This window comes from Nitrosospira multiformis ATCC 25196 (assembly GCF_000196355.1).
Lineage (GTDB): Bacteria > Pseudomonadota > Gammaproteobacteria > Burkholderiales > Nitrosomonadaceae > Nitrosospira > Nitrosospira multiformis.
Genome location: NC_007614.1, coordinates 2,385,902 through 2,406,647, shown reverse-complemented (window position 1 = coordinate 2,406,647; position 20,746 = coordinate 2,385,902). Strand labels below are relative to the sequence as shown.

The following is a 20,746-nucleotide window of genomic DNA, read 5'->3' as shown; positions in this document are numbered from 1 at the left end:
AATCCTGAATTCCCTGATATTTTGAAGCACTTAGGATGAAAACATTTCATCCGTTATGGCATGGTGGGGAAGAAATTCTCTCAGCCCAAGCAATCGGGTGGCCGGCAGGCAGCAAGGCAGGGCAGGCAGCAGACTGTGGGACATAGCTGGAGGCAGGGGGCTTCTGCAGGTCCTCCGCAATCAACTCCGTCCAATTCAAAATTGAAAGACCAGCAAAACCTCGCCCAAACCCCGCTTGACCCCACCTGATTTTCAGTTTTCTCATCCCCCTGACAAGGGTGATATCGACTCGTGCGTCGCCGGAGATAACAGGGTGCGCCCACGCCGGGCGGCGGACAGCCGAATGACTGACCACGTACGCATGACTGCAACGAAAAAAGTCGAGAGACAGAAGTTGCCCGCTGCCGTAGGGATATTGCCTGTCGGTTTGCATTCCCCATCGGGGTTTGTAATCGAAGTTATTGCACGGTAGTTCGGGGGAGCGAATCCGCCGCAGTAAATCCTGGCATACTCATTTTCACACCTCCTTCTTTAAGAAATTAACGGATGGCGACAGGTCCGTCGATGAGCCCGATCCTGATATCGGGATTGCCGGGGTACGCTCCATCAATCTGGTGAGCTTGACGGGTTCGGTAGGGCGCAACACTTTCTCCTGAATCCAAAGTTATAACCTTCCATGCAGCGGAGCAGCTTGAGCCAGGGAAGAGGCACCCAACTCTCGCCTGTTTGTTTTATGTTTAGCGCACCCCATGCCGCAAGCAAGCTCAACCAAATCCTTTACGGGCAGGTTGGGCGGGAACAGGGAGTAGGGAAATTTTTATCCGGAAATGGAAGCGGGAAGGAGGCTGTCACCCAAAAAAATAGCGGCAGCCCGACAACCCCGGCAGGTGACAGGTAGGTGGATGCTACGGGCAGCGGATACAATTTGACCCATGCCAAAATAGGTAAGGGAATTGAAGGGGAAGAAAGGAGCGAGTGTAGAGCCAGTGATCCTCGCCGTTAACCCGGATATTTCACCAGATCACCGGATAATGCGAAGTATTTTGGGAGTAGGTTTGCTGCAAGATACCCCTGGCCCCCATGAAAGCCGACGGTGAACTGGACTCCGCCTTGGTTGATCAAATGCTCATGTTCATGCGGCTTTCTGCAATTCTCAGATCGGTTTGGCGAAATATCCGGGTCGACGCTCACTCCCATGATTGAATCGGTTTGAAATCCCGAAACGCGTGGTAGATCATTGTCAGGAATGGAGTCGCAGCAGTCGGACCAAAAATAGGGAAATGGACGTCATTTCAACTTGTCCCGATGGGAGAGCGCATCTCTTCCATGGACGAGATGGTACAGCACCGGTAGTACCAGCAGTGTCAGCGCGGTGGATGAGAGAATTCCTCCAATGACTACCGTTGCCAGCGGCCGCTGCACTTCCGCCCCGATACTTGTAGCCAGGGCCATGGGAACGAACCCGAGGGCAGCCACCAGGGCTGTCATCAATACCGGCCGCAATCTCGCGAGCGCTCCTTCCTTGATGGCATTTTCCAGCGACCGGCCTTGCGCACGCAAGTCCCGTATGAACGACAGCATCACGAGACCGTTCAGCACGGCGACACCAGACAGAGCAATGAACCCGACCGCAGCGGAAATGGACAAGGGAATGTCCCGCAACCACAAGGCCACTATACCGCCACTGAGGGCAAAGGGAACGCCGGTGAACATCAACAGCCCGTCCCGAAAATTGCCGAACATGGTATAAAGCAGCATCAGGATCAGTCCAAGCGCCAGGGGAATTGCTATTTGCAACCGCTTCGCCGCAGAAACCAGTTGCTCGAACTGTCCCCCCCACGTGAGCCAATATCCCGAAGGAACTGACACTTGCTTTACCACCAGTGCTTCCGCTTCTTCGACAAAGGAACCAATATCCCTGCCTCGTACATTTGCTGTAACGACAGCCCGGCGCTTGCCGTTTTCCCGGCTCACCTGATTGGGTCCCTGGAGGACTTCGATGACGGCGACTTCGCCGAGGGTAACGTAGGTCATGCCGAGGGGTGACTGGCTTTGCGGATTTCGCGTTGACGGTCCTTGTATGAGAATACCGATGGGCAATCGCCGGAGTGCATCCGGATCGGCCCGCAACTGTTCCGGGAGCCGCACCTGCAACTCGAAGCGGCGGTCGCCCTCGAAAATGGTTCCGGCATTTTTTCCACCAATGGCAACCGCTACTGCATCCTGTATATCCGCAATATTCAATCCGTAACGCGCAAGCTTTACACGGTCAGGCTGAACGGTCAGCACCGGCAGCCCGGTAAGTTGTTCGGTTTTTACATCCGCCGCGCCTGGAACAGTCTTGAGCAGATGCTCGACCTGGTCTGCTACCCTGAACAGCGTGTCCATGTCGTCACCGAATACCTTTACCGCCACGTCCGCTCGCACACCGGACAGCAACTCGTTGAACCGCATCTGGATGGGCTGAGTAAATTCATAATTGTTGCCCGGTACCTGGCCTACCGCCTGTTCCAGCGCGGCAATAAGATCCGCTTTCGTGGAATATTGTTTCCGCCATTGCGACTGGGGTTTTAGCATGACGAAGATGTCCGCCACGTTCGGCGGCATGGGGTCGGTTGCAATCTCGGCAGTCCCGATCTTGGTGAAAACACGCTCCACCTCGGGAAATGTCTTGATCGTCCCCTCCACCTCATGCTGCATCTCGATGGCTGTGGTCAGGCTGGTGCCGGGAATGCGGATCGCGTGCAGCGCGATATCTCCCTCATTGAGACTGGGCACGAACTCCGTCCCCATTTTTGTGACTAGCAGGCCACTCAACACAACAATTACAACCACGATGGCGACGGTGAGGCCCTGGTTCCCCATTGCGGCGTCGAGAGCCGGCAGGTAGGCTTTCTTTGCCCACGCAACCACCGCACTTTCCTTTTCTGTCACTTTTCCCGTCAGGAAGAGTGCAATCGCCGCCGGGATAAACGTTATGGAAAGAATCATTGCCCCTAGCAGGGCGGTTAATACCGTGTAGGCCATTGGGTGGAACATCTTTCCTTCCACCCCTGAAAGCGTGAAGACGGGAAGATAAACCACCATGATGATGAGCTCGCCATAAATGAGCACACGCCGCGCTTCCCTGGTCGCGTCGAATACCGCTGCGAGACGCTCGTTCAACGAGAGTTGCCGCCCCAGTCGAGCCTGCTCATGAGCCAGCCGCCGCATGCTGTTTTCCACGATGACGATCGCGCCGTCCACAATGAGGCCGAAATCGAGTGCCCCCAGGCTCATCAGATTGGCGCTGACCTCATTGGTTACCATTCCGGTAAAGGTGAACAGCATCGAGAGGGGAATCACGAGCGAAGTGATGACGGCCGCCCGCAGATTGCCAAGGAAAAGGAGCAGCACGACGATGACCAGTATCGCGCCTTCGAGCAGGTTGGTGGCAACAGTCCTGATCGTCTTGTCCACGAGCGTCGTCCGATCATAGACAGCGATTGCTTCGACACCTCTCGGCAGATTCCGGTTGATTTCGGCAAGTTTTTTTGCGACCGCCTGCGAAACGACACGACTGTTTTCCCCGATCAGCATGTGGGCGGTGCCGATCACGGTCTCCTGCCCATTCTGGGTCGCGGCACCGGTGCGCAATTCCCGTCCTATCAGCACATCGGCCACATCCTTGATACGTATGGGTATCCCCAGCCGGGATCCCAGGGTGATGTTCCCAATCTCTTCCAGGTTTGCCACCTGTCCCGGCACTCGCACCAGGTACTGCTCGCCGCTTTTCTCGATGTATCCAGCGCCGACATTAAGGTTGTTGAGGCGCAATGCGATGATGACGTCATCCAGTGTCAATCCGAAAGAGATCAGCTTTTCGGGGTAGGGCGCGACATGGAATTGCTTGACGAAACCTCCGAGAGCATTTATTTCCGTGACGCCAGGTACCATGCGCAACTGCGGCCGGATGACCCAATCCTGGATTTCCCGCAGGTCGGTGATGCTGTAAGGCGACCCATCAGGCTTTCGCGCCCCCTCTTTTGCGTTGACAGACCACATGAAAATCTCGCCCAGACCGGTGGAGATCGGCCCCATAGTCGTTTCCACATCGACCGGTAAACGCTCTTTGGCTTCCTGCAGCCTCTGGTCGATCAACTGACGGGCGAGGTAGATATCCGTGCCGTCCTCAAAAATAACCGTAACCTGCGAGAGGCCGTAGCGGGAAAGCGAGCGGGTGTACGCGAGATTGGGGAGCCCCGCCATGATCATCTCGATCGGGAAAGTTACGCGTTGTTCTACCTCGATCGGGGTATACCCGGTTGCCCGCGTATTGATCTGTACCTGAACGTTAGTAATGTCGGGCACGGCGTCGATGGGGAGCTTCAGGTAGCTATGGATTCCCACGCCGCCCATTGTCAGCACCGCCATCAGAACCAGCACGCGCCGCTGAATGGAGAGTTCGAGGATGCGCTCAATCATGATGTCGGTGGAGCTGATCTATTTGATCGCGATGGTTAGAGCCATTGCCTGACCCGGATCTAGTGTTCATGAGTGGCGCCCGATTTACCCAGTTCGGCTTTGATCGCAAAGCTGTTGCCTGCCGCGTATTGTTCTCCTGCCTGCAAGCCGTCGAGAACCTCGATCATCTTGCCATCGCTACGCCCCAGCTCCAGCGGCCGCGCTTCGAAATATTCACCATAACGCCCGAATACTACAGTCGAGCCATGGAGTGTCTGGAGCGCGTCGGCAGATACGGCAACAGGTACGTGAATTTCTTCGGCCACCATTTCGGCAGTTACAAACATCCCGGGACGCCATTTTCCCTCCTTGTTTTGCAGGGCGAGCCGCGCCGTGGCGGTACGGGTCTGGCCGCCGATCAGAGTGGTGATGTAGATAACAACGCCTTCCCCCTCTATATCCGACGCTGTTGCCTTGACGATTGCTTTTTGTCCAACCTTGACTACATCCAGATCTTTTGGATAAACCGTGATGCCGGCCCATACTGTCGAGACATCGGCAATAACAAAAATATGTTCATCTTCCTTCAGCGTTTGACCGAGGGCGACAGTCTTGTCGATGATCAGGCCGGATATCGGGGCCTGGACTTCGTAGCGAGCCAGATTGCCGGAAGAAGCTGCCGCTTCCGGCTCCACCCCGAGCGATTGCAGCTTGACCGCAGCCAGATCCACTGCAATCTCCGCTTCATTCAGCAACTCCTGGGCGACGAGATAGTCCTGCTTGGCGGAGATTTTTTCTTCCCAGAGCTGCCGTTCGCGCTTGTAGGTGGTCTCCGCCAGCGCCAGCCGTTTCTTGGCTACGCGGTACTGACTGCGCAGCTCTGCCAGCATCTGGCTCTCTATCACCACAAGAATCTCTCCTTTCTGCACCTGCTGGCCGTGGTGACGCTTCACGGCCGTGACTATTCCCGGCAGGCGGGGTACCACCTGGACGATCGTATGCTCGTTAAAGATGATCTCGCCAGGCAGCTTGAGCAAGGGTTTGATGATTGCCGGGCCGGCCGTGCGTATTTCAATGCCGGCACCTTTCAGCATTTCGTCCGGCATTTCCACCCTGGCCTCGACCTGGCTGTATTCCCAACGGATTGTCTTGCCTTTCCATTGAGCGGTAATCACGGCATCAAACGAATGCGGCTCCTCTACTATCTGATCGCTTACCAGATAATCGGCCTCAGGCCTGAATTCGAATACCTGGGCGGGTGCCCCAAGGCGTGACAGCGTCATGATGACCCTGGCGGCAGCGGGCGGCAGGGGCTTGCTCTTTTCATACAGGTAGAGCCTGAAGCGTGGCGGCACGTTGGCCTCGAAAATAGTGACCTCCAGGCCAAAGCCGTCTGTTCCACCTTCGGTAAAAAGCTTTCCGCCTTTGGGCCCCTCCTGATAGTTCGATGATGCCTTGCCTTCGACCGCCGGTGCTTCATGAGCGGGATGGGCTGCGGAATCCCCGGAGACGGATTGCGAAGTCTTATCGGATCTGAGTATCAACCCGCCGAGTGCAATTCCTGCGGCGATTACGGAAAGGATTGAAATCAGTTTCTTCCTGTTATTCACTTCTACTCCTTATCATCCGTAAAATCGGTATAGGCCGGTTCATCGGTGTCCTGTCTCGCCCTCCCATCGAGGGGGGCTGCAATCAAACGTTCGATTTCATTGACAAGGCGGTGGTAATTGGCGAGCGCACGCACATATAAAACCTGGTTCTGAAACAAGGTGCGCTGTGCGTCGAGCACTTCAAGAAAGCCGAATTTGCCGAGCTCATAACCCTTGTTCGTCACATCGAAAGCACTTCGGGCCGCAGGCAATATCTCCCCGCGCAATATCGATATCTCGTTCTCGGCTGCGGTCAACGATTCGTAGGCCTGTACCAGTTCCGCCTTGAGGCGCAGGTCGGTCGCGGCTTGCTCATCCTGTGCCTTATCCAGGCGTTGATAGGCTTCCCGCAGGTTTCCCTGGTTCCGGTCGAAGAATTGCAGCGGCATGGAGACGCCTACGATCGCAGTCGTTCCCCCTGATTCCCAATGCTTGATCATGCCGCCCGCAAGGGTGATATCGGGAATGCGGCGGGATTGCTCCACTTCGAGCAGCGCCTGGCGATGTTCTATGCCTTTTCTGGCGCGATCCGCCATGGGACTCGACAAGACTCGCTCGGTCAATGCGGCCAAATCGGGCAGGACGATCCTCGATTCCAGAGCTCCTAGCGCTTCCCCAAACTGGGGCGAATTGTCACCCCATAGCAGCGCAAGGCGTTTGCGCGCGGCGGCCAGCTCGCGTTGCGCCTGGCCCAGGGCAATTCGCGTCGTGGAAAATGCTACTCCCACTTTAGTCTCTTCTATGGGCGGCACTTTTCCCGCCTGCACCCGGCGCTTGACAGTATCCACCACGCGCTGAGCCAGCTGCTGACTCTCCTCGGCCAGCCGCAACTGCTCCTGCCCCGCCAGCACCTCTGTAAATACGTTCGCTACCCGTGCCACGAGTTCGAGCCGTTTGGTTTCGAAGTCCTTGCCCGCCAGTGCCTGCCCGAGCGACGCAGCATTTACCCGCGCTGCACGTTTTCCTCCCAACTCGACCAATTGGCTGATGCGAATGATCAAATCCTGCTGCTCGACATTTTGCTTGATGGCTCCTTGTCCACTTACGCCTCCCATGTTTCCGGCATTGTCGACGTCCACCGACAACTGAGGGTTGCGCAACAACCCGGCCTGCAACGTAACACCCTCCAGAGCGCGCATCTCCTTATCGAAGGAGGACAGTTCGGGGTTGTGCTGAAGCGTAAGCCGCACCGCATCCCGCAGGGTGAGATTGCTCTTGACCTCAGGGCCGGCAGCACTGGGAGAGTGCGCGTCCTCAAGCGTGCGGATGCCCGTAAAGGAACTGTCAGCACCTGCTGAGGGCAAGCAAGTCATCGCAAGGACAAGCATGGCTCCCACACGCACACACCGGCTGATGATGAACAACGCATGAAAGTTCATGGAAATTTCTTCACGAGTAATCAAGGGAAACGCATAACCTATGGTTAATTACATAAAATAGCAGTTTCGCCTCAAGTCCTTAGCCTCCTGTTCACCCTGAACCCTTCGACAGGTTCAGGACCTCACTGGCCAGGATCGAAGGATCGAAGCTGTTCGCTCCGCGCTTCCAGAGTCGAGCAGGGACTGAACAGAGGCCAAACGGATGCAACGGATGCTCAAGACAACCTTATCGGGGGAATCGACATTCTCGGGATAAACGAATACCCGGAACAGTCTTGCCCCAGGGTTCAGGAGTGCAACATGGAAACCATTACCCTGCGAAAAGCCCGACGGATAAACCGGAAGGCGCCCGGTGTTGATTCAGGCTGACAGGTTTCGAATTTGGACCCGATCACGCTCAGCTGTCCGGGGACGTGGCTTAAGAGACTCTGCGGGGAGGATGAAGAGGTGAATCGGGGATGGATTCGGGGATAGTGACAATGACGAATCCTGTTATGACTTCCTCAGCAGTGGAAGCTGCCACCATGAGGGGTGCTGTCAGGAAAAAGGGCTGATATTGCCCGGCTGCGTGCAGGCACAGATGAGTCGCTGCATCGAGGTGACCTTTGTCGTCACGCAGAGCATGCTGATGGGCTTCGAGGTGAGCCGTCGGATCCAGGGACAGAACGTGATGCGCGTGATCAAGCTCATGCGCAAAGACCTCCCCGTTAAATGCCCAGCTCAAGGCATTTGTCATCATGCTGACGAACAGCATGAGCATGACGAAATGGATATGGCGCCTGGGCATGATTTTGTTCATGGCATAAGAAAAACGGGAAAAGGAATTCTATACCCTTGAAGCCGGTGGTGCCAATGTTTGTTTTCTACTCCCAGAGTTCGGCGCCAGTAGACAAAAACCGTTGTGCAATAACACTTGAACTTCTACCTCAAGAACTGCTAATCCTCCTTCTCGTTGTGCTCATACCTTTCCTTGACATTCGCCGCTCATGAACTAGGTTTAATAACAGAAATAAAATGATGGTGTCGAACACAGCTATGTATCGGAGGATAAAAACAGGGAGCGTCAGGGTATCGTTGAGCGGAGATCAGAACTAGAACTGTAACTGTATGGCGTCCTGTTCGATAGAACCAGAAAAATTCTACGAATATTCAAAATCCTCGGATATTAAATATAGGAGCAAACCGCCATGCCACTTATCGCCCCCGACTACAACACCGCCTTTACCCGCGATGTTCTCGGACGTTACGACTGCAATACCTTTGACGAAGCGCTCGTTACCATAGATCCAAACGCCCGTGCCGCTGCCGGATTGCCTGGCCGAGGCGATCTTCGGCCGTTTGATTTCATCATAATTGGCGGGGGCACATTTGGTGCGGCTATTGCTGAACATCTGTGGTTCCGAAGCACTCAGCGCAGTGAGCGTATTCTCGTGCTTGAGGCTGGTCCCTTCCTCCTACCGGAACACGTGCAGAATCTACCAATGCTCGGCCTCGATACCGCTGGCGCCCGCAAGGATCATTCGCTGCAAGGCGAAGTCTGGGGCCTTGCCTGGAATTCAAGTGATCCTTTCGGTTTTCCTGGGCTTGCTTACTGCCTGGGCGGACGCTCGATTTACTGGGGTGGGTGGTTGCCCCGATTGCTTGACGCAGAAATGCCAAAAGACGTTTGGCCAAAAGGGGTGCTCGACGATTTAACGGCAAAGGTTCTGCCAGATGGTCGAAAGGGTTATTTCCGGCAATCAAGCGATCAGATCGGGGTCACAGAGACGAATGATTTCATTTTTGGCGATTTACACCGGGCGATGCGGCAACAGCTGTTCGGAGCCCTCTCCTCGATCCCTGATGTATATGATCTTGCGTTGCTGCCCGATCATCCCGCAGTCTATTATGGCAACACTCCAGTAACAATCAACGATTTGGCCAAGCTGCTTGGCATCGATAAATTGCCGAGTCCGCCGCCTTCTATCCAGAAGCTCCGCGATGAAGCAAAACTTGAAGCACCATTGGCCGTGCAGGGACAAGTGGGGCACGCCGGGTTTTTTCCGTTTAACAAATTCAGCGCGGTTCCGTTACTCATGAAGGCAGCCCGCGAGGCGTCAACCCAAACCCCGTTCGATGGAGTAATAAATCGGCTTGATGACGTAAAAAAACGGCTAATGGTCGTGGAACGCTGCCACGTCACGCAACTCAACACTGTCAATACCGAAGGGGGGCGACGCGTGAGCGAGATCGTTACCGAGCGGGGAGTGCTGCCTGTTTCCCCGGACAGCAAAGTCATCATTGCTCTCGGCACGATCGAGAGCGCTCGTCTGGCGCTAACTTCCTTTGGGACGGATGGAAAAATTGGCAGGAACCTGATAGCCCATTTACGCTCGAATGTCGATTTTCGAGTTCCCCGCGCGGCACTGGCAGCGCTGCCGCCGGCAGTCAAAGCCCTCGAAGCGTCGGCGCTTTTTGTAAAAGGCCGACATGAGTTCAAGAAGGCCGATGGTTCCGCAGATGGTTTTGCCCACTTCCATTTCCAGATTACTGCGTCAGGTCTGGGCACCAACGGGACCAATTCTGAAGCTGAGCTCTTCAAGAAAATCCCGGACATTGACCTGTTCGATGCACACAAGAATGCGACTGACACACACGTCGTCATTACGATTCGCGGCATCGGTGAGATGGAGCCCAAGAACGACAGTGACTTCGGTAGCTCGGTTACGCTCGATCTTGATCCGCAACAAAAAGACGAATTCCAGGCACGGCGAGCATTTGTGAACCTCCAGCCCAGTTCTCGCGACTACGAACTGTGGGATGCGATGGATAAGGCGTCGGATGAGGTCGCGAAAGTCTTTGCCAACGGTCAGAAAATCGATGTCATCAAGAACGGAAATGTGATTGTGACGAATATTGATCCGAGTTCACTTGCAACGGTTCTGCCATATAAATTCTCTGATCAGGCCGGTCGGGGTCGCCGCGATGGTCTGGGCACGACACATCATGAAGCCGGAACGTTGCGAATGGGAGAGGATCCGAACAAATCGGTGACCGATCCCGATTGCCGTTTCCATAATGTGACAAATACTTATGTCGCTGGACCCGCACTCTTTCCTACCATGGGTTCACCAAACCCGATGCTCACAGGCATTGCCCTGGTCCGCCGACTAGGAGATCACCTGATGCCGGAGCCGCCACTCTTGGTATCGGAACCAGGTTTCACGTACCTATTTGACGGAAGCGATGCGCAGTTCGCGAATTGGGAGATGGCTGGAGGAGGCTCGTTCTCCCGGTTTGGCCGCACGATAATTGCCCAGCAGAATGAAAAAGGCATGGGCTTGCTCTTCTACAAGCCAAAACCCTTTGAGGATTTCACACTACGCCTCGATTTTCTTCTTCCTCACCCGCGAGGCAATGGCAACGATAACTCGGGTGTCTTCGTTCGGTTCCGTGATTCGCGCCTGCCTGATCCCGCTCCCGATCCGGTCGATCCCGCAGACAATGCGGCCTTCGTTGCGGTTCATACTGGGTTTGAAATCCAGATCGATGAAGAAGCACGGGGTGATACGCGTTTCGGCGAGCCGGATGGTTCATTTTTTGCGAGAACCGGGGCAATTTATAAAATCAAGTCATTGGGGACCGGCGAAGGGCAGCAGAATTACCAAAACAACATCTCTCTTGCGGCACGACAATGGCATCACTACGAAATCGAGGTAAAAAAGCAGGATTACGTTGTTCGGCTCAACGGTCAGGAGGTAACCCGGTTTAAGCGTAGCCCCTCCGATACTGCTAGAGGGAATCCACCCAGCGTTGATCCCAATTCAGGTTATATTGGGCTGCAAACGCATACAGGGAACGTAGCTTTCGCGAATGTTCGGATCAATGCATAGAGTGGAGAACTCTATCATTTCGAAGGTTTAAAAGTTCTGTCGGTTAGTTCGGTTGCTGTGGGGGAAAGCCGAAAAAGCAGTTTTCAATGTTCCATCAGTAAAGCTACGGCTGAATCCCTTTGATTCGGGTATTGGGTCTCCTTCGCCGTTTTTTATACCTTCATGCGCAACCTGTTGGGATAACAGCTTTACCTCTATTGTTCCTTTTGGGAAACTCGAACAGAAATTGTGATTGCAAAACTGAACCAGAAGCGGGCGGCTGCCGAAGGCCGCCCGTTGACAAGGAGAGTTCAGCTACAACGACTATTCCCTCGAAATGGGGAGTAAAGGTAGCAGCACCTGAAACAGGTATCCTAATCCAGCGGAACATTCACGCGGCTGAAGGACACCAGCAACGCCAAGTCATATGCAATCTTTAAAGCTCCACAAGCAATTAAGGGAGCGCTAAGAAGCCCGCTGGCCAGCAAGGCGCCGGCCAAGCTTGGACTCAGGACTGAGGCAAGGCTGCGAGGTACGGTAGTGAAGCTTGCCGCGGCAGCACGCTCGGGTGGCGTAACTGCAGCCATCACATAGGCAGTTCGTGTGGGCACATCCATCTGCGATAATGCACTTCGCACGAACAATAGCGTCAGCGCGATTTCTACGTTTGGAGCAATTGCGGCAAAAATGAGACACACGTTTGCAGGAATGTGAGTGAAGACCATCGTGTTAAGCAGTCCGATCTTGCGGGCAATTACAGGTGCAGCGAGCTGCGATCCGGCCGATAGAAGCCCTGCGCAGAAGAAAAAGGTTCCTGCCTCTCCCGGTGAGAGTCCAAATCGCTCAAAAAGCCAGAGTGTGAGTAGCGAATTCACCACCAATCCCCCGGCAAATGCATCAAGGCTGAACAACATCGCAAGCTTGAAAACGATACTGCGTGACGGACCTAGCGGCGCTGGTAACTGCTTGGTAGAGATGTCGCCCGCTGGCAGAGCCCGATAGAGCAGCCAAACCAATCCGCCGAGCAGGCCGTACAGCACAAACATTGTGCGCAAACCATCAATCAAGGGTAGCCCTGCCCATTGCATCAGCCAGGAGGGGATGCCAGCGGCCAAGGCACCTACAGCCGCGCTTAACGAACCAGTAAGCGTGTAACGGGCAAACAGAGTGGTGCGTAGGTTACCAGTTGCTCCCTGTGCCAGACGAGCATGCTCCAGGGGTAAAAACATGCTCACATCGCCCGAACTCGGATTAAGGGTTCCAACAAATGCGACAATGAGGAGCGGCAAAAACGAAGAAACGCTCGCGAAAGCAAGGCCGGTAGCTGTCATTAACAGGGCAGCGAACAGCAACAGCCGACGGCTTGACCAGCGGTAGCCCATTGCTCCGATCGCCAATGTCGCCAGGGCGGATCCCGCAAGGGTAGCCGTACTTAAATAGCCTACATATAGCTGGTCAAACCCCAGCGCCAGCAGGTACGCAGGCAAAAGCACAACGACATAACCGTCTGCAAAGCCACGCAGTGCGCGAGCGATCAGTAAGGGGGAAGCAACCTCGGCTACTCCTACCGGCATGAGCAGGCGGGTAAGTGTTCTGCCGATCCGGCCTGTTTCCACCGACTTAACCTTCTTTACCTGATTCATTGACGGGCACAGACGGGTACAGGCTATCCTGAGATTGCGTCACACAGGACTATTCTGAAGGGCCAGTTTGTGCATTCAATGCATTCTTGATGGTTTTAGCCAGGTTCTTCGCATTCCTTTGCCCCAGTAGTGCATGAATAAATAGTGCGGCTTCTCATGTGTCATGTGTTGATGAATCGCAACAATATTGATGCCACCTTCTCGCATTGTTCTCAAGACAGGCTGCATTTCATCGGCGAGCATGACGAAATCTCCATCCACCACTGCCTCGCTATCGCTGCCCGCAAAGGCCGCCCATGTGTTTATACCCATTTCTTTTCCCACCGACGCCCATAGTGGCGGGGCGCCCGATGACAACTTTAAACATGCCATCTTTTGAGCTTCCTTTCATTCCAAGGATTTGTTCCAAAGGCTGAGGGGAAATCTTGTTCTCCTGCGGGATTGTCTTGGGAAACCGTGAAGAGGGAACAGGCTGGACAGCGCGGATTTCAGCGACCTTGTCATAAATCTTCTTTACCCCGGCCGAAAGTTCAGCAGCGCTTCCCCTGCCACCGATGTGCATGAAATACACCTTGGGTTCATCAAAGAAAAAATGATTGTGCAAGCCAGTTACTTCCAGCCCCGCCTCGAAAGCCGCGCTTATCGCAGGATTGACCTCATCCTCGAACAGCACGGTATCGCCCATCATTACGACCTGGTCATCCTGTGCAGGAGCAAAGCCAGCCCATGATCCCAAGCCCATGAAAGGCGGCATTGGCCATTTATCTACCTTTATTTTTACATCAGTGTGCGGTTTGGATACTTTGAAAACATTTTCTTCCTTGGAATACGTTCCTTTAAGTTCCGTCAATCGCTCGATTTCGGCTGTATTAGTCGATCAAACGTTGGCGAGACGTTCGGCCAGGAGGATTCTTCAGCTGAGATCCATACCTTTTTCTCCTCCTTTGGGTCCCCAGAATACCACCCAGGTTCCAAAATCGCTCGAGAAATTCTCGAACCGGTGCTCAACGTTGGCGGGTACAAAAAGGCAGTCGCCCTCTTTGAATGGATAACGCTCCCCTTCAACCACCAGCTCACCCGTTCCCCGATGGACGAAATAGACTTCATCCTGCTCGTGCGGCGTTTGCGGATCATGTCCGACGGGAGCGTAATACTCGACCGACATGGTGCCATGCGCCAGGGCAACGGCAAAACGTTCTCCCATTGGCCATTCCACGGTTACGGGACCGGGAATGCGGGATAATACTTCTTCAACGGTGGCTTTGATTTTCAATGAAGACTCCTATCGGAAAAGATCATATGGGCAGGGTTCATCCCCTGTCGCTGTGAAAGGCAGAACGCATGCGAGGAATGTCGTAAACGCTATTTGTCAGGAAGAGATTCCTCCGGGGTTTCGTCCGATATTTCCTGAAATCTGCCTGATAAAGCAGCCAGAAACTCGCTATGGGAGGTCAGAAACCGGTAAAGCGGATATGCAAGAATACCAAAGACTGCACCCAGAAGCAGGCCGGCGAATGGAGCTAAAAAGAGAGCGAGCAGCGCTCTACCGATTCCGCTGCTTTCAAAAGTGAAAAGGGCGTTGAAAGGGGAAAACAGCGTATTGGCGCAACAGAACGACAACGAGTTGAATTTTATAAAGGAGATGAAGTCGAGCTGGACTAAGTATCTGTTCATTTGTAGTAGTTCAGATTTAATCTGACAGTAGGCCTTGCCAAAGGTGGGGTTACCCGGTTTGATAGAGGTGCGAATCTTTATCAAATTGAGCGCTGAAAGCGCAAAGGAGTAACCCCATGAGTAGTGTTCAACAAAATGTTATTAAGCACAAGGTAGGGCTGCTTAATCTGGCAGCCGAGCTTGGCAATGTATCGCGTGCCTGCAAGGTGATGGGCTTTTCCCGGGATACCTTCTATCGGTATCAGTCAGCGATGGAAAATGGTGGTATCGATGCCCTGATTGATGCCAATCGAAGGAAGCCCAATCCCAAGAATAGAGTTGAAGAAGCAGTCGAGATGGCGGTAGCTGCATTTGCCCTTGAGCAGCCTGCATTCGGGCAAGTGCGCGTTTCCAACGAGTTACGCAAACGCGGCATCTTCATTTCTCCTTCAGGCGTTCGCTCTGTCTGGCTGCGCAGGGACCTGGAATCATTCAAGAAGCGGTTGGCGGCACTGGAATGTCATATCGCGCAGACTGGAGAAGTGCTGACCGAAGCGCAGGTTAGTGCCCTGGAGAAGAAGCAGGACGACGATGTCGCCCATGGGGAGGTGGAAACCGCCCATTCAGGCTACCTTGGCAGTCAGGATACCTTCTATGTGGGCACGATCAAGGGCGTGGGTCGTATTTATCAGCAGACCTTCGTCGACACCTACTCCAAGTGGGCCACAGCCAAGCTCTATACGACCAAAACGCCGATTACAGGCGCGGATTTGCTCAACGATCGGGTACTACCCTTCTTTGCAGAACAGGACATGGGCCTGATCCGAATTCTGACCGACCGAGGCACTGAATATTGCGGCAAGCCAGAGACTCACGATTATCAGCTCTATCTGGCGCTCAATGATATTGAACATACTCGCACCAAAGCCAATCATCCGCAGACCAACGGCATCTGTGAGCGCTTTCACAAGACGATCCTGCAAGAGTTCTACCAGGTCGCGTTCCGGCGCAAGATATACCGATCAATCGAGGAGTTGCAAATTGACCTGGATGACTGGCTGCACTACTACAATCACGACCGCACTCATCAGGGCAAGATGTGCTGCGGGCGAACACCCATGCAAACATTAATTGACGGAAAGGAGGTGTGGAACGATAAAATCACATTACTGAACAGTTGAATCTGATCTGACAACTGCACCAGTCAAATCGGGAAACTGTCTGATGGGATCGCGACTACTACAGTTCATTTGATTGTCCCAGCAGCAATGTGGGCTATCGGTTGAGAAAAGGTAATACATCGGAACATCTCCCGATGCTCCTGCCGTGATTCTATCTTGCCAGGCGTTCTTCCCGTCAATGTTTGAATGATCTGTTCCAGCATATTTGCCTCTTGAAGCCACTTACAATTCCCTCCGCTTTTTCCCTCACTTGACAGGAAACACGGAGATGAAGATACCGATGCCAACCCCTCAACGGGTATAAGAAGTTGACCCGCAGCCGTCCGGTGCTAGACTAAAGAGAATGAGTGTCCTTGTTGCTGCGGTATTGCAGCCGGATCGCTAAAGCTATTGAGCGCATCCGAGTCGGAACTACACGGATTGCTCAGCCGATTCCTCGAATGTTTCTACAGAGAGACCGCCATGGGAGAGCTTATCGTAGCCAAGCCGGAATTACCTCAGGACGTGATTGCCCTCATACCCATGCGCAATATAGTGCTATTCCCGCATGTTCTGACTGCAATCACCGTGGGTCGTGCCAAATCCATTGCTGCGCTGGAACATGCGCTCGATCCTAAAAGGCCCCTAGGCATCATTCTGCAGAAAGATCCTGCTGTGGATGAGCCGGGGCAGGATGCGCTGTTTAATGTAGGTACCGTGGTGAACGTTGTGCGGCATCTTGCCTCATCCGACGGGCTGCGGCATGCCGTGTGTCAGGGGTTGGGGCGCTTTTCCATCGAGGAAATGATCGAGGATCGTCCTTTTCTCGCTGCCCGTGTGCGACTTATTGCGGAGCCTGATGAGGTATCGACGGAAGCTGAAGCCCTGGCGATGCAATTGCGGGAGCGCACGGTGGAGATTCTTTCCCTGCTGCCCGGCGTACCGGCAGAACTGGCGCATGCGCTACAAGCGACCCGCGCCCCTTCGCACCTGGCTGATATCGCGGCAAGCCTGCTCGATACCGAAGTTGCGGAGAAGCAGATGCTGCTTGAAACGGTCAGTACCGAGGAGCGGCTGCGAAAGGTGCTGCAGATTTTGTCGCGTCGTATCGAGGTACTGAGATTATCCCAGGAGATTGGTGAGCGTACGAAGGAGCATCTGGAAGACCGTGAACGCAAGTTTCTGTTGCGGGAGCAATTGAAGACGATCCAGAAAGAACTCGGCGAGACGGAGGGGGACGACCAGGAAATAGAGAAGCTGGATGAAGCGGTGGCCAAGGCTGGCATGCCGGAAGAGATCGAGGCGCAGGCCAGAAAGGAATTGCAGCGCTTAAAGCGCATGCCTCCGGCTTCAAGCGAGTATTCGATGCTGCATACCTACCTCGAATGGATGACAGAGTTGCCCTGGAAGCTCCCGGAAGATGCACCTATTGACCTCGATGCCGCACGCCGAATTCTCGAACACGATCATTTCGGGCTGGAGCGCGTCAAACAGCGCATTATTGAATTCCTGGCCGTTCAGAAGTTGAAGCCCCAAGGGCGTGCTCCTATCCTGTGTTTTGTCGGACCACCGGGGGTAGGCAAGACTTCGCTGGGCCAGAGCATAGCACGGGCATTGCAGCGGCCCTTCGTGCGCGTATCATTGGGTGGCGTGCATGACGAGGCGGAAATGCGAGGCCATCGTCGCACCTACATTGGCGCCATGCCGGGTAACATTGTGCAGAGCCTGCGCAAGGCTGGCGCTCGAAACTGCGTGATGATGCTCGATGAGGTGGATAAGATGTCAGCCAGCCTCCACGGCGACCCATCGGCAGCTCTGCTAGAGGTGCTGGATCCCGAGCAGAATTCTACGTTCCGGGACAATTACCTGGGGGTGCCCTTCGATTTGAGCCGTGTTGTTTTCATCGCCACCGCGAATGTTATTGACAACGTGCCGCCTCCAGTGCGCGACCGGATGGAGATTATTGATCTCCCGGGCTACACCCGGGAGGAAAAGCTTCAGATCGCCCAGCGTTACCTCGTGGGGCGTCAACGCGAGGTAAACGGCCTCAGCGAGGATCAGTGCGAAATATCGGTGGAAGCGCTCGATGGCATCATCGCCAATTACACCCGTGAGGCGGGAGTGCGGCAACTCGAACGGGAGATCGGGCGCGTCATGCGGCATGCAGCCATGCGTGTTGCGTCGGATGCAGAGGCTAAGGTACGCGTGGATGCCGCAGATCTGGATACTATCCTCGGCCCTGCCAAATTCGAGCACGAGACCGGGCTGCTCACCAGTTTGCCAGGTGTTGCAACGGGACTTGCCTGGACACCCGTAGGCGGTGACATTCTTTTTATCGAGGCAACACGGGTGAGCGGACGTGGGCAGCTTATCCTAACCGGGCAGCTTGGCGGCGTGATGAAGGAAAGTGCGCAGGCGGCGCTTACGTTGTTGAAAGGCCGGGCAGACAGTCTTCACATCCCCGCATCCGTATTTGAAGGCATCGACGTGCACGTGCATGTACCAGCAGGGGCTATTCCTAAAGATGGTCCCAGTGCAGGGGTGGCGATGTTCATAGCGCTTTCTTCGCTCTTTACCAACCGCCCGGTACACCGGGATGTGGCGATGACGGGAGAGATCAGCCTGCGAGGGATGGTGCTGCCGGTGGGAGGTATCAAGGAGAAGGTGCTTGCAGCCCAGCGGGCGGGCTTACGCGTGGTGCTGCTGCCCGCGCGCAACGAGAAAGACCTGCGCGAGGTGCCGGAAACAACGCGTTCCACCTTGGAGTTCGTTTTTCTGGAAACAGTGGACGATGCGATTCAGGCATCGCTGGGTCAGCGGGCGCGACGTCAGGAGTCGGAGTTCAAGCTTGTCTGAGCTGTAGTAGTTCAGATTTAATCTGACAGTAGGGCCTTGCGAAAAGCGGGGTTACCCGGTTTGATAGAGGTGCGAATCTTTATCAAATTGAGCGCTGAAAGCGCAAAGGAGTAACCCCATGAGTAGTGTTCAACAAAATGTTATTAAGCACAAGGTAGGGCTGCTTAATCTGGCAGCCGAGCTTGGCAATGTATCGCGTGCCTGCAAGGTGATGGGCTTTTCCCGGGATACCTTCTATCGGTATCAGTCAGCGATGGAAAATGGTGGTATCGATGCCCTGATTGATGCCAATCGAAGGAAGCCCAATCCCAAGAATAGAGTTGAAGAAGCAGTCGAGATGGCGGTAGCTGCATTTGCCCTTGAGCAGCCTGCATTCGGGCAAGTGCGCGTTTCCAACGAGTTACGCAAACGCGGCATCTTCATTTCTCCTTCAGGCGTTCGCTCTGTCTGGCTGCGCAGGGACCTGGAATCATTCAAGAAGCGGTTGGCGGCACTGGAATGTCATATCGCGCAGACTGGAGAAGTGCTGACCGAAGCGCAGGTTAGTGCCCTGGAGAAGAAGCAGGACGACGATGTCGCCCATGGGGAGGTGGAAACCGCCCATTCAGGCTACCTTGGCAGTCAGGATACCTTCTATGTGGGCACGATCAAGGGCGTGGGTCGTATTTATCAGCAGACCTTCGTCGACACCTACTCCAAGTGGGCCACAGCCAAGCTCTATACGACCAAAACGCCGATTACAGGCGCGGATTTGCTCAACGATCGGGTACTACCCTTCTTTGCAGAACAGGACATGGGCCTGATCCGAATTCTGACCGACCGAGGCACTGAATATTGCGGCAAGCCAGAGACTCACGATTATCAGCTCTATCTGGCGCTCAATGATATTGAACATACTCGCACCAAAGCCAATCATCCGCAGACCAACGGCATCTGTGAGCGCTTTCACAAGACGATCCTGCAAGAGTTCTACCAGGTCGCGTTCCGGCGCAAGATATACCGATCAATCGAGGAGTTGCAAATTGACCTGGATGACTGGCTGCACTACTACAATCACGACCGCACTCATCAGGGCAAGATGTGCTGCGGGCGAACACCCATGCAAACATTAATTGACGGAAAGGAGGTGTGGAACGATAAAATCACATTACTGAACAGTTGAATCTGATCTGACAACTGCACCAGTCAAATCGGGAAACTGTCTGATGGGATCGCGACTACTACATCTGAGCGTAGGCTCCCCTTTCCAACAAGGGTATAGGATCCTGACCCATCCGACCTTCAATCTCTTTTTTCCGCTTCCAGCCCCACGTCGAATGCAGTCGCATAGCCTGTCTCTGCTCCGGCAAGCTTGAGCATCAGTTGCCTTCCACCCTTGAGATAAATGCTGTCATCTTCATTCCTGGTTCTCTGCTGATATGAACCCTTGCTGGCGTGTTCGGCATAAGGGGGTTGTGCGTGCACCTTATCGGTAATCGCATCATCGAAGTAGAGTTGCGATGTAAATTCGCGGCCGCGCGCATAACCGGGATCGGTCCGTATCTTGAAATGAATATGAACGGTTCTGCCAGGATACCACCCTGGATAAATGGTGATAAAACGCACGCTGCCGTTCCTGTCCGTTAACTGGTAGCCGCGCAGGAATTTCTTTCCCATTGTATTGAAATTCCTGTCCTCGACATCGGAATAGATTCCCTGCGCATCGCAGTGCCAGATGTCGACTATGGCATTGGCAAGCGGCAGGCACCCTTCCATGCCCTCGTTGCCCACCGTGAAAATGCGCAGTTCGAGTGCAAGCGGAAGGCCAGCCTTTACCGAGCCATCGGAAGGATCGGATCGAATATCTGAACGGTGCAGGCGTTCATCGACGAAATAAGGACCTTCCGTTTGCTGGGGAGTTACCACGCATGAAATCATTTTACGGGCTACCTCCTCATTCCCGGAATGGAGGGATGAATGCCGTCCTGCCATGCCGATTCCGGCTATCCCGAGCAATCCCAGCAGTTTTCGTCGATTCATGCCCGCTCCCCATTTTGTATTCCTCGATGTGACGGCGACTATATGCGATTGGGTCACCCTGAGCCTTGGAGGGCTTGACCGCTTTTGAAGTTC

14 protein-coding genes and 1 pseudogene are annotated in these 20,746 nt (G+C 54.3%); 4 read left to right on the top strand and 11 right to left on the bottom strand.

Annotated features, from left to right (window positions below; translation table 11 throughout):
• Positions 1-1,287: 1,287 nt before the first annotated feature.
• The 4 genes from NMUL_RS11005 to NMUL_RS10990 all read right to left on the bottom strand — a co-directional run bounded on the left by NMUL_RS11005 (position 1,288) and on the right by NMUL_RS10990 (position 8,258).
• Positions 1,288-4,464: an efflux RND transporter permease subunit gene (locus NMUL_RS11005; RefSeq protein ID WP_011381410.1), complete on the bottom strand. Its 3,177-nt coding sequence runs from the start codon at positions 4,462-4,464 to the stop codon at positions 1,288-1,290.
• Positions 4,465-4,523: 59 nt separating this feature from the next.
• Positions 4,524-6,053, bottom strand: a complete 1,530-nt coding sequence (locus tag NMUL_RS11000) for an efflux RND transporter periplasmic adaptor subunit (RefSeq protein WP_011381409.1) — start codon at positions 6,051-6,053, stop codon at positions 4,524-4,526.
• Positions 6,054-6,055: 2 nt separating this feature from the next.
• Entirely contained in the window at positions 6,056-7,471 is a 1,416-nt protein-coding gene (locus NMUL_RS10995) for a TolC family protein (protein WP_011381408.1), read from the bottom strand.
• A gap of 418 nt (positions 7,472-7,889) precedes the next feature.
• Positions 7,890-8,258, bottom strand: a complete 369-nt coding sequence (locus NMUL_RS10990; protein ID WP_049783114.1) for a hypothetical protein — start codon at positions 8,256-8,258, stop codon at positions 7,890-7,892.
• 400 nt (positions 8,259-8,658) lie between these two features.
• Between NMUL_RS10990 and NMUL_RS10985 the strand changes: the two genes are divergently transcribed.
• Positions 8,659-11,343 carry a 3-keto-alpha-glucoside-1,2-lyase-like domain-containing protein gene (locus NMUL_RS10985; RefSeq protein WP_011381406.1) on the top strand — a complete coding sequence of 895 codons (2,685 nt, stop codon included), beginning with the start codon at positions 8,659-8,661 and terminating at the stop codon, positions 11,341-11,343.
• A 353-nt stretch (positions 11,344-11,696) separates the two neighbouring features.
• On the opposite strand, the gene NMUL_RS10980 is transcribed toward NMUL_RS10985, so the two are convergent.
• The 6 genes and pseudogenes from NMUL_RS10980 to NMUL_RS10965 all read right to left on the bottom strand — a co-directional run bounded on the left by NMUL_RS10980 (position 11,697) and on the right by NMUL_RS10965 (position 14,723).
• On the bottom strand, positions 11,697-12,965 hold the full coding sequence (locus NMUL_RS10980; RefSeq protein ID WP_011381405.1) for an MFS transporter: 1,269 nt from the start codon (positions 12,963-12,965) through the stop codon (positions 11,697-11,699).
• Between the two features lie 75 nt (positions 12,966-13,040).
• Positions 13,041-13,277: a DUF1259 domain-containing protein gene (locus tag NMUL_RS16410; RefSeq protein ID WP_238529813.1), complete on the bottom strand. Its 237-nt coding sequence runs from the start codon at positions 13,275-13,277 to the stop codon at positions 13,041-13,043.
• On the bottom strand, positions 13,237-13,719 hold the full coding sequence (locus tag NMUL_RS16405; RefSeq protein WP_238529922.1) for an LppY/LpqO family protein: 483 nt from the start codon (positions 13,717-13,719) through the stop codon (positions 13,237-13,239). Before NMUL_RS16405 ends, NMUL_RS16410 begins: the two co-directional genes overlap by 41 nt.
• A gap of 12 nt (positions 13,720-13,731) precedes the next feature.
• Positions 13,732-13,815, bottom strand: a pseudogene (locus NMUL_RS16525) (hypothetical protein); the annotation flags it as partial.
• Between the two features lie 63 nt (positions 13,816-13,878).
• On the bottom strand, positions 13,879-14,238 hold the full coding sequence (locus NMUL_RS10970; protein WP_011381402.1) for a cupin domain-containing protein: 360 nt from the start codon (positions 14,236-14,238) through the stop codon (positions 13,879-13,881).
• Between the two features lie 89 nt (positions 14,239-14,327).
• Positions 14,328-14,723 carry a hypothetical protein gene (locus NMUL_RS10965; RefSeq protein WP_011381401.1) on the bottom strand — a complete coding sequence of 132 codons (396 nt, stop codon included), beginning with the start codon at positions 14,721-14,723 and terminating at the stop codon, positions 14,328-14,330.
• Between the two features lie 32 nt (positions 14,724-14,755).
• On the opposite strand from NMUL_RS10965, the gene NMUL_RS10960 reads away from it, so the two are divergent.
• The 3 genes from NMUL_RS10960 to NMUL_RS10950 all read left to right on the top strand — a co-directional run bounded on the left by NMUL_RS10960 (position 14,756) and on the right by NMUL_RS10950 (position 19,796).
• Positions 14,756-15,799 carry an IS481 family transposase gene (locus NMUL_RS10960; RefSeq protein ID WP_011380592.1) on the top strand — a complete coding sequence of 348 codons (1,044 nt, stop codon included), beginning with the start codon at positions 14,756-14,758 and terminating at the stop codon, positions 15,797-15,799.
• Between the two features lie 462 nt (positions 15,800-16,261).
• Positions 16,262-18,634: an endopeptidase La gene (gene lon / locus NMUL_RS10955; RefSeq protein ID WP_011381400.1), complete on the top strand. Its 2,373-nt coding sequence runs from the start codon at positions 16,262-16,264 to the stop codon at positions 18,632-18,634.
• Positions 18,635-18,752: 118 nt separating this feature from the next.
• Positions 18,753-19,796 (top strand): IS481 family transposase, encoded by a 1,044-nt coding sequence (locus NMUL_RS10950; RefSeq protein WP_011380592.1) that lies wholly within the window; start codon positions 18,753-18,755, stop codon positions 19,794-19,796.
• 119 nt (positions 19,797-19,915) lie between these two features.
• On the opposite strand, the gene NMUL_RS10945 is transcribed toward NMUL_RS10950, so the two are convergent.
• Positions 19,916-20,653 (bottom strand): intradiol ring-cleavage dioxygenase, encoded by a 738-nt coding sequence (locus NMUL_RS10945; RefSeq protein WP_011381399.1) that lies wholly within the window; start codon positions 20,651-20,653, stop codon positions 19,916-19,918.
• Positions 20,654-20,746 lie beyond the last annotated feature (93 nt).

Excerpts from the sequence above, each read along its gene's own strand:
- NMUL_RS10985 (WP_011381406.1), top strand. The coding sequence starts at position 8,659 with ATGCCACTTATCGCCCCCGACTACAACACCGCCTTTACCCGCGATGTT.
- NMUL_RS10945 (WP_011381399.1), bottom strand. The coding sequence starts at position 20,653 with ATGAATCGACGAAAACTGCTGGGATTGCTCGGGATAGCCGGAATCGGC.
- NMUL_RS11005 (WP_011381410.1), bottom strand. The coding sequence starts at position 4,464 with ATGATTGAGCGCATCCTCGAACTCTCCATTCAGCGGCGCGTGCTGGTT.
- NMUL_RS16405 (WP_238529922.1), bottom strand. The coding sequence starts at position 13,719 with ATGCCGCCTTTCATGGGCTTGGGATCATGGGCTGGCTTTGCTCCTGCA.
- NMUL_RS10995 (WP_011381408.1), bottom strand. The coding sequence starts at position 7,471 with ATGAACTTTCATGCGTTGTTCATCATCAGCCGGTGTGTGCGTGTGGGA.
- NMUL_RS10990 (WP_049783114.1), bottom strand. The coding sequence starts at position 8,258 with ATGCCCAGGCGCCATATCCATTTCGTCATGCTCATGCTGTTCGTCAGC.
- NMUL_RS10980 (WP_011381405.1), bottom strand. The coding sequence starts at position 12,965 with ATGAATCAGGTAAAGAAGGTTAAGTCGGTGGAAACAGGCCGGATCGGC.
- NMUL_RS16410 (WP_238529813.1), bottom strand. The coding sequence starts at position 13,277 with ATGGGTATAAACACATGGGCGGCCTTTGCGGGCAGCGATAGCGAGGCA.
- NMUL_RS10960 (WP_011380592.1), top strand. The coding sequence starts at position 14,756 with ATGAGTAGTGTTCAACAAAATGTTATTAAGCACAAGGTAGGGCTGCTT.
- lon (WP_011381400.1), top strand. The coding sequence starts at position 16,262 with ATGGGAGAGCTTATCGTAGCCAAGCCGGAATTACCTCAGGACGTGATT.
- NMUL_RS10950 (WP_011380592.1), top strand. The coding sequence starts at position 18,753 with ATGAGTAGTGTTCAACAAAATGTTATTAAGCACAAGGTAGGGCTGCTT.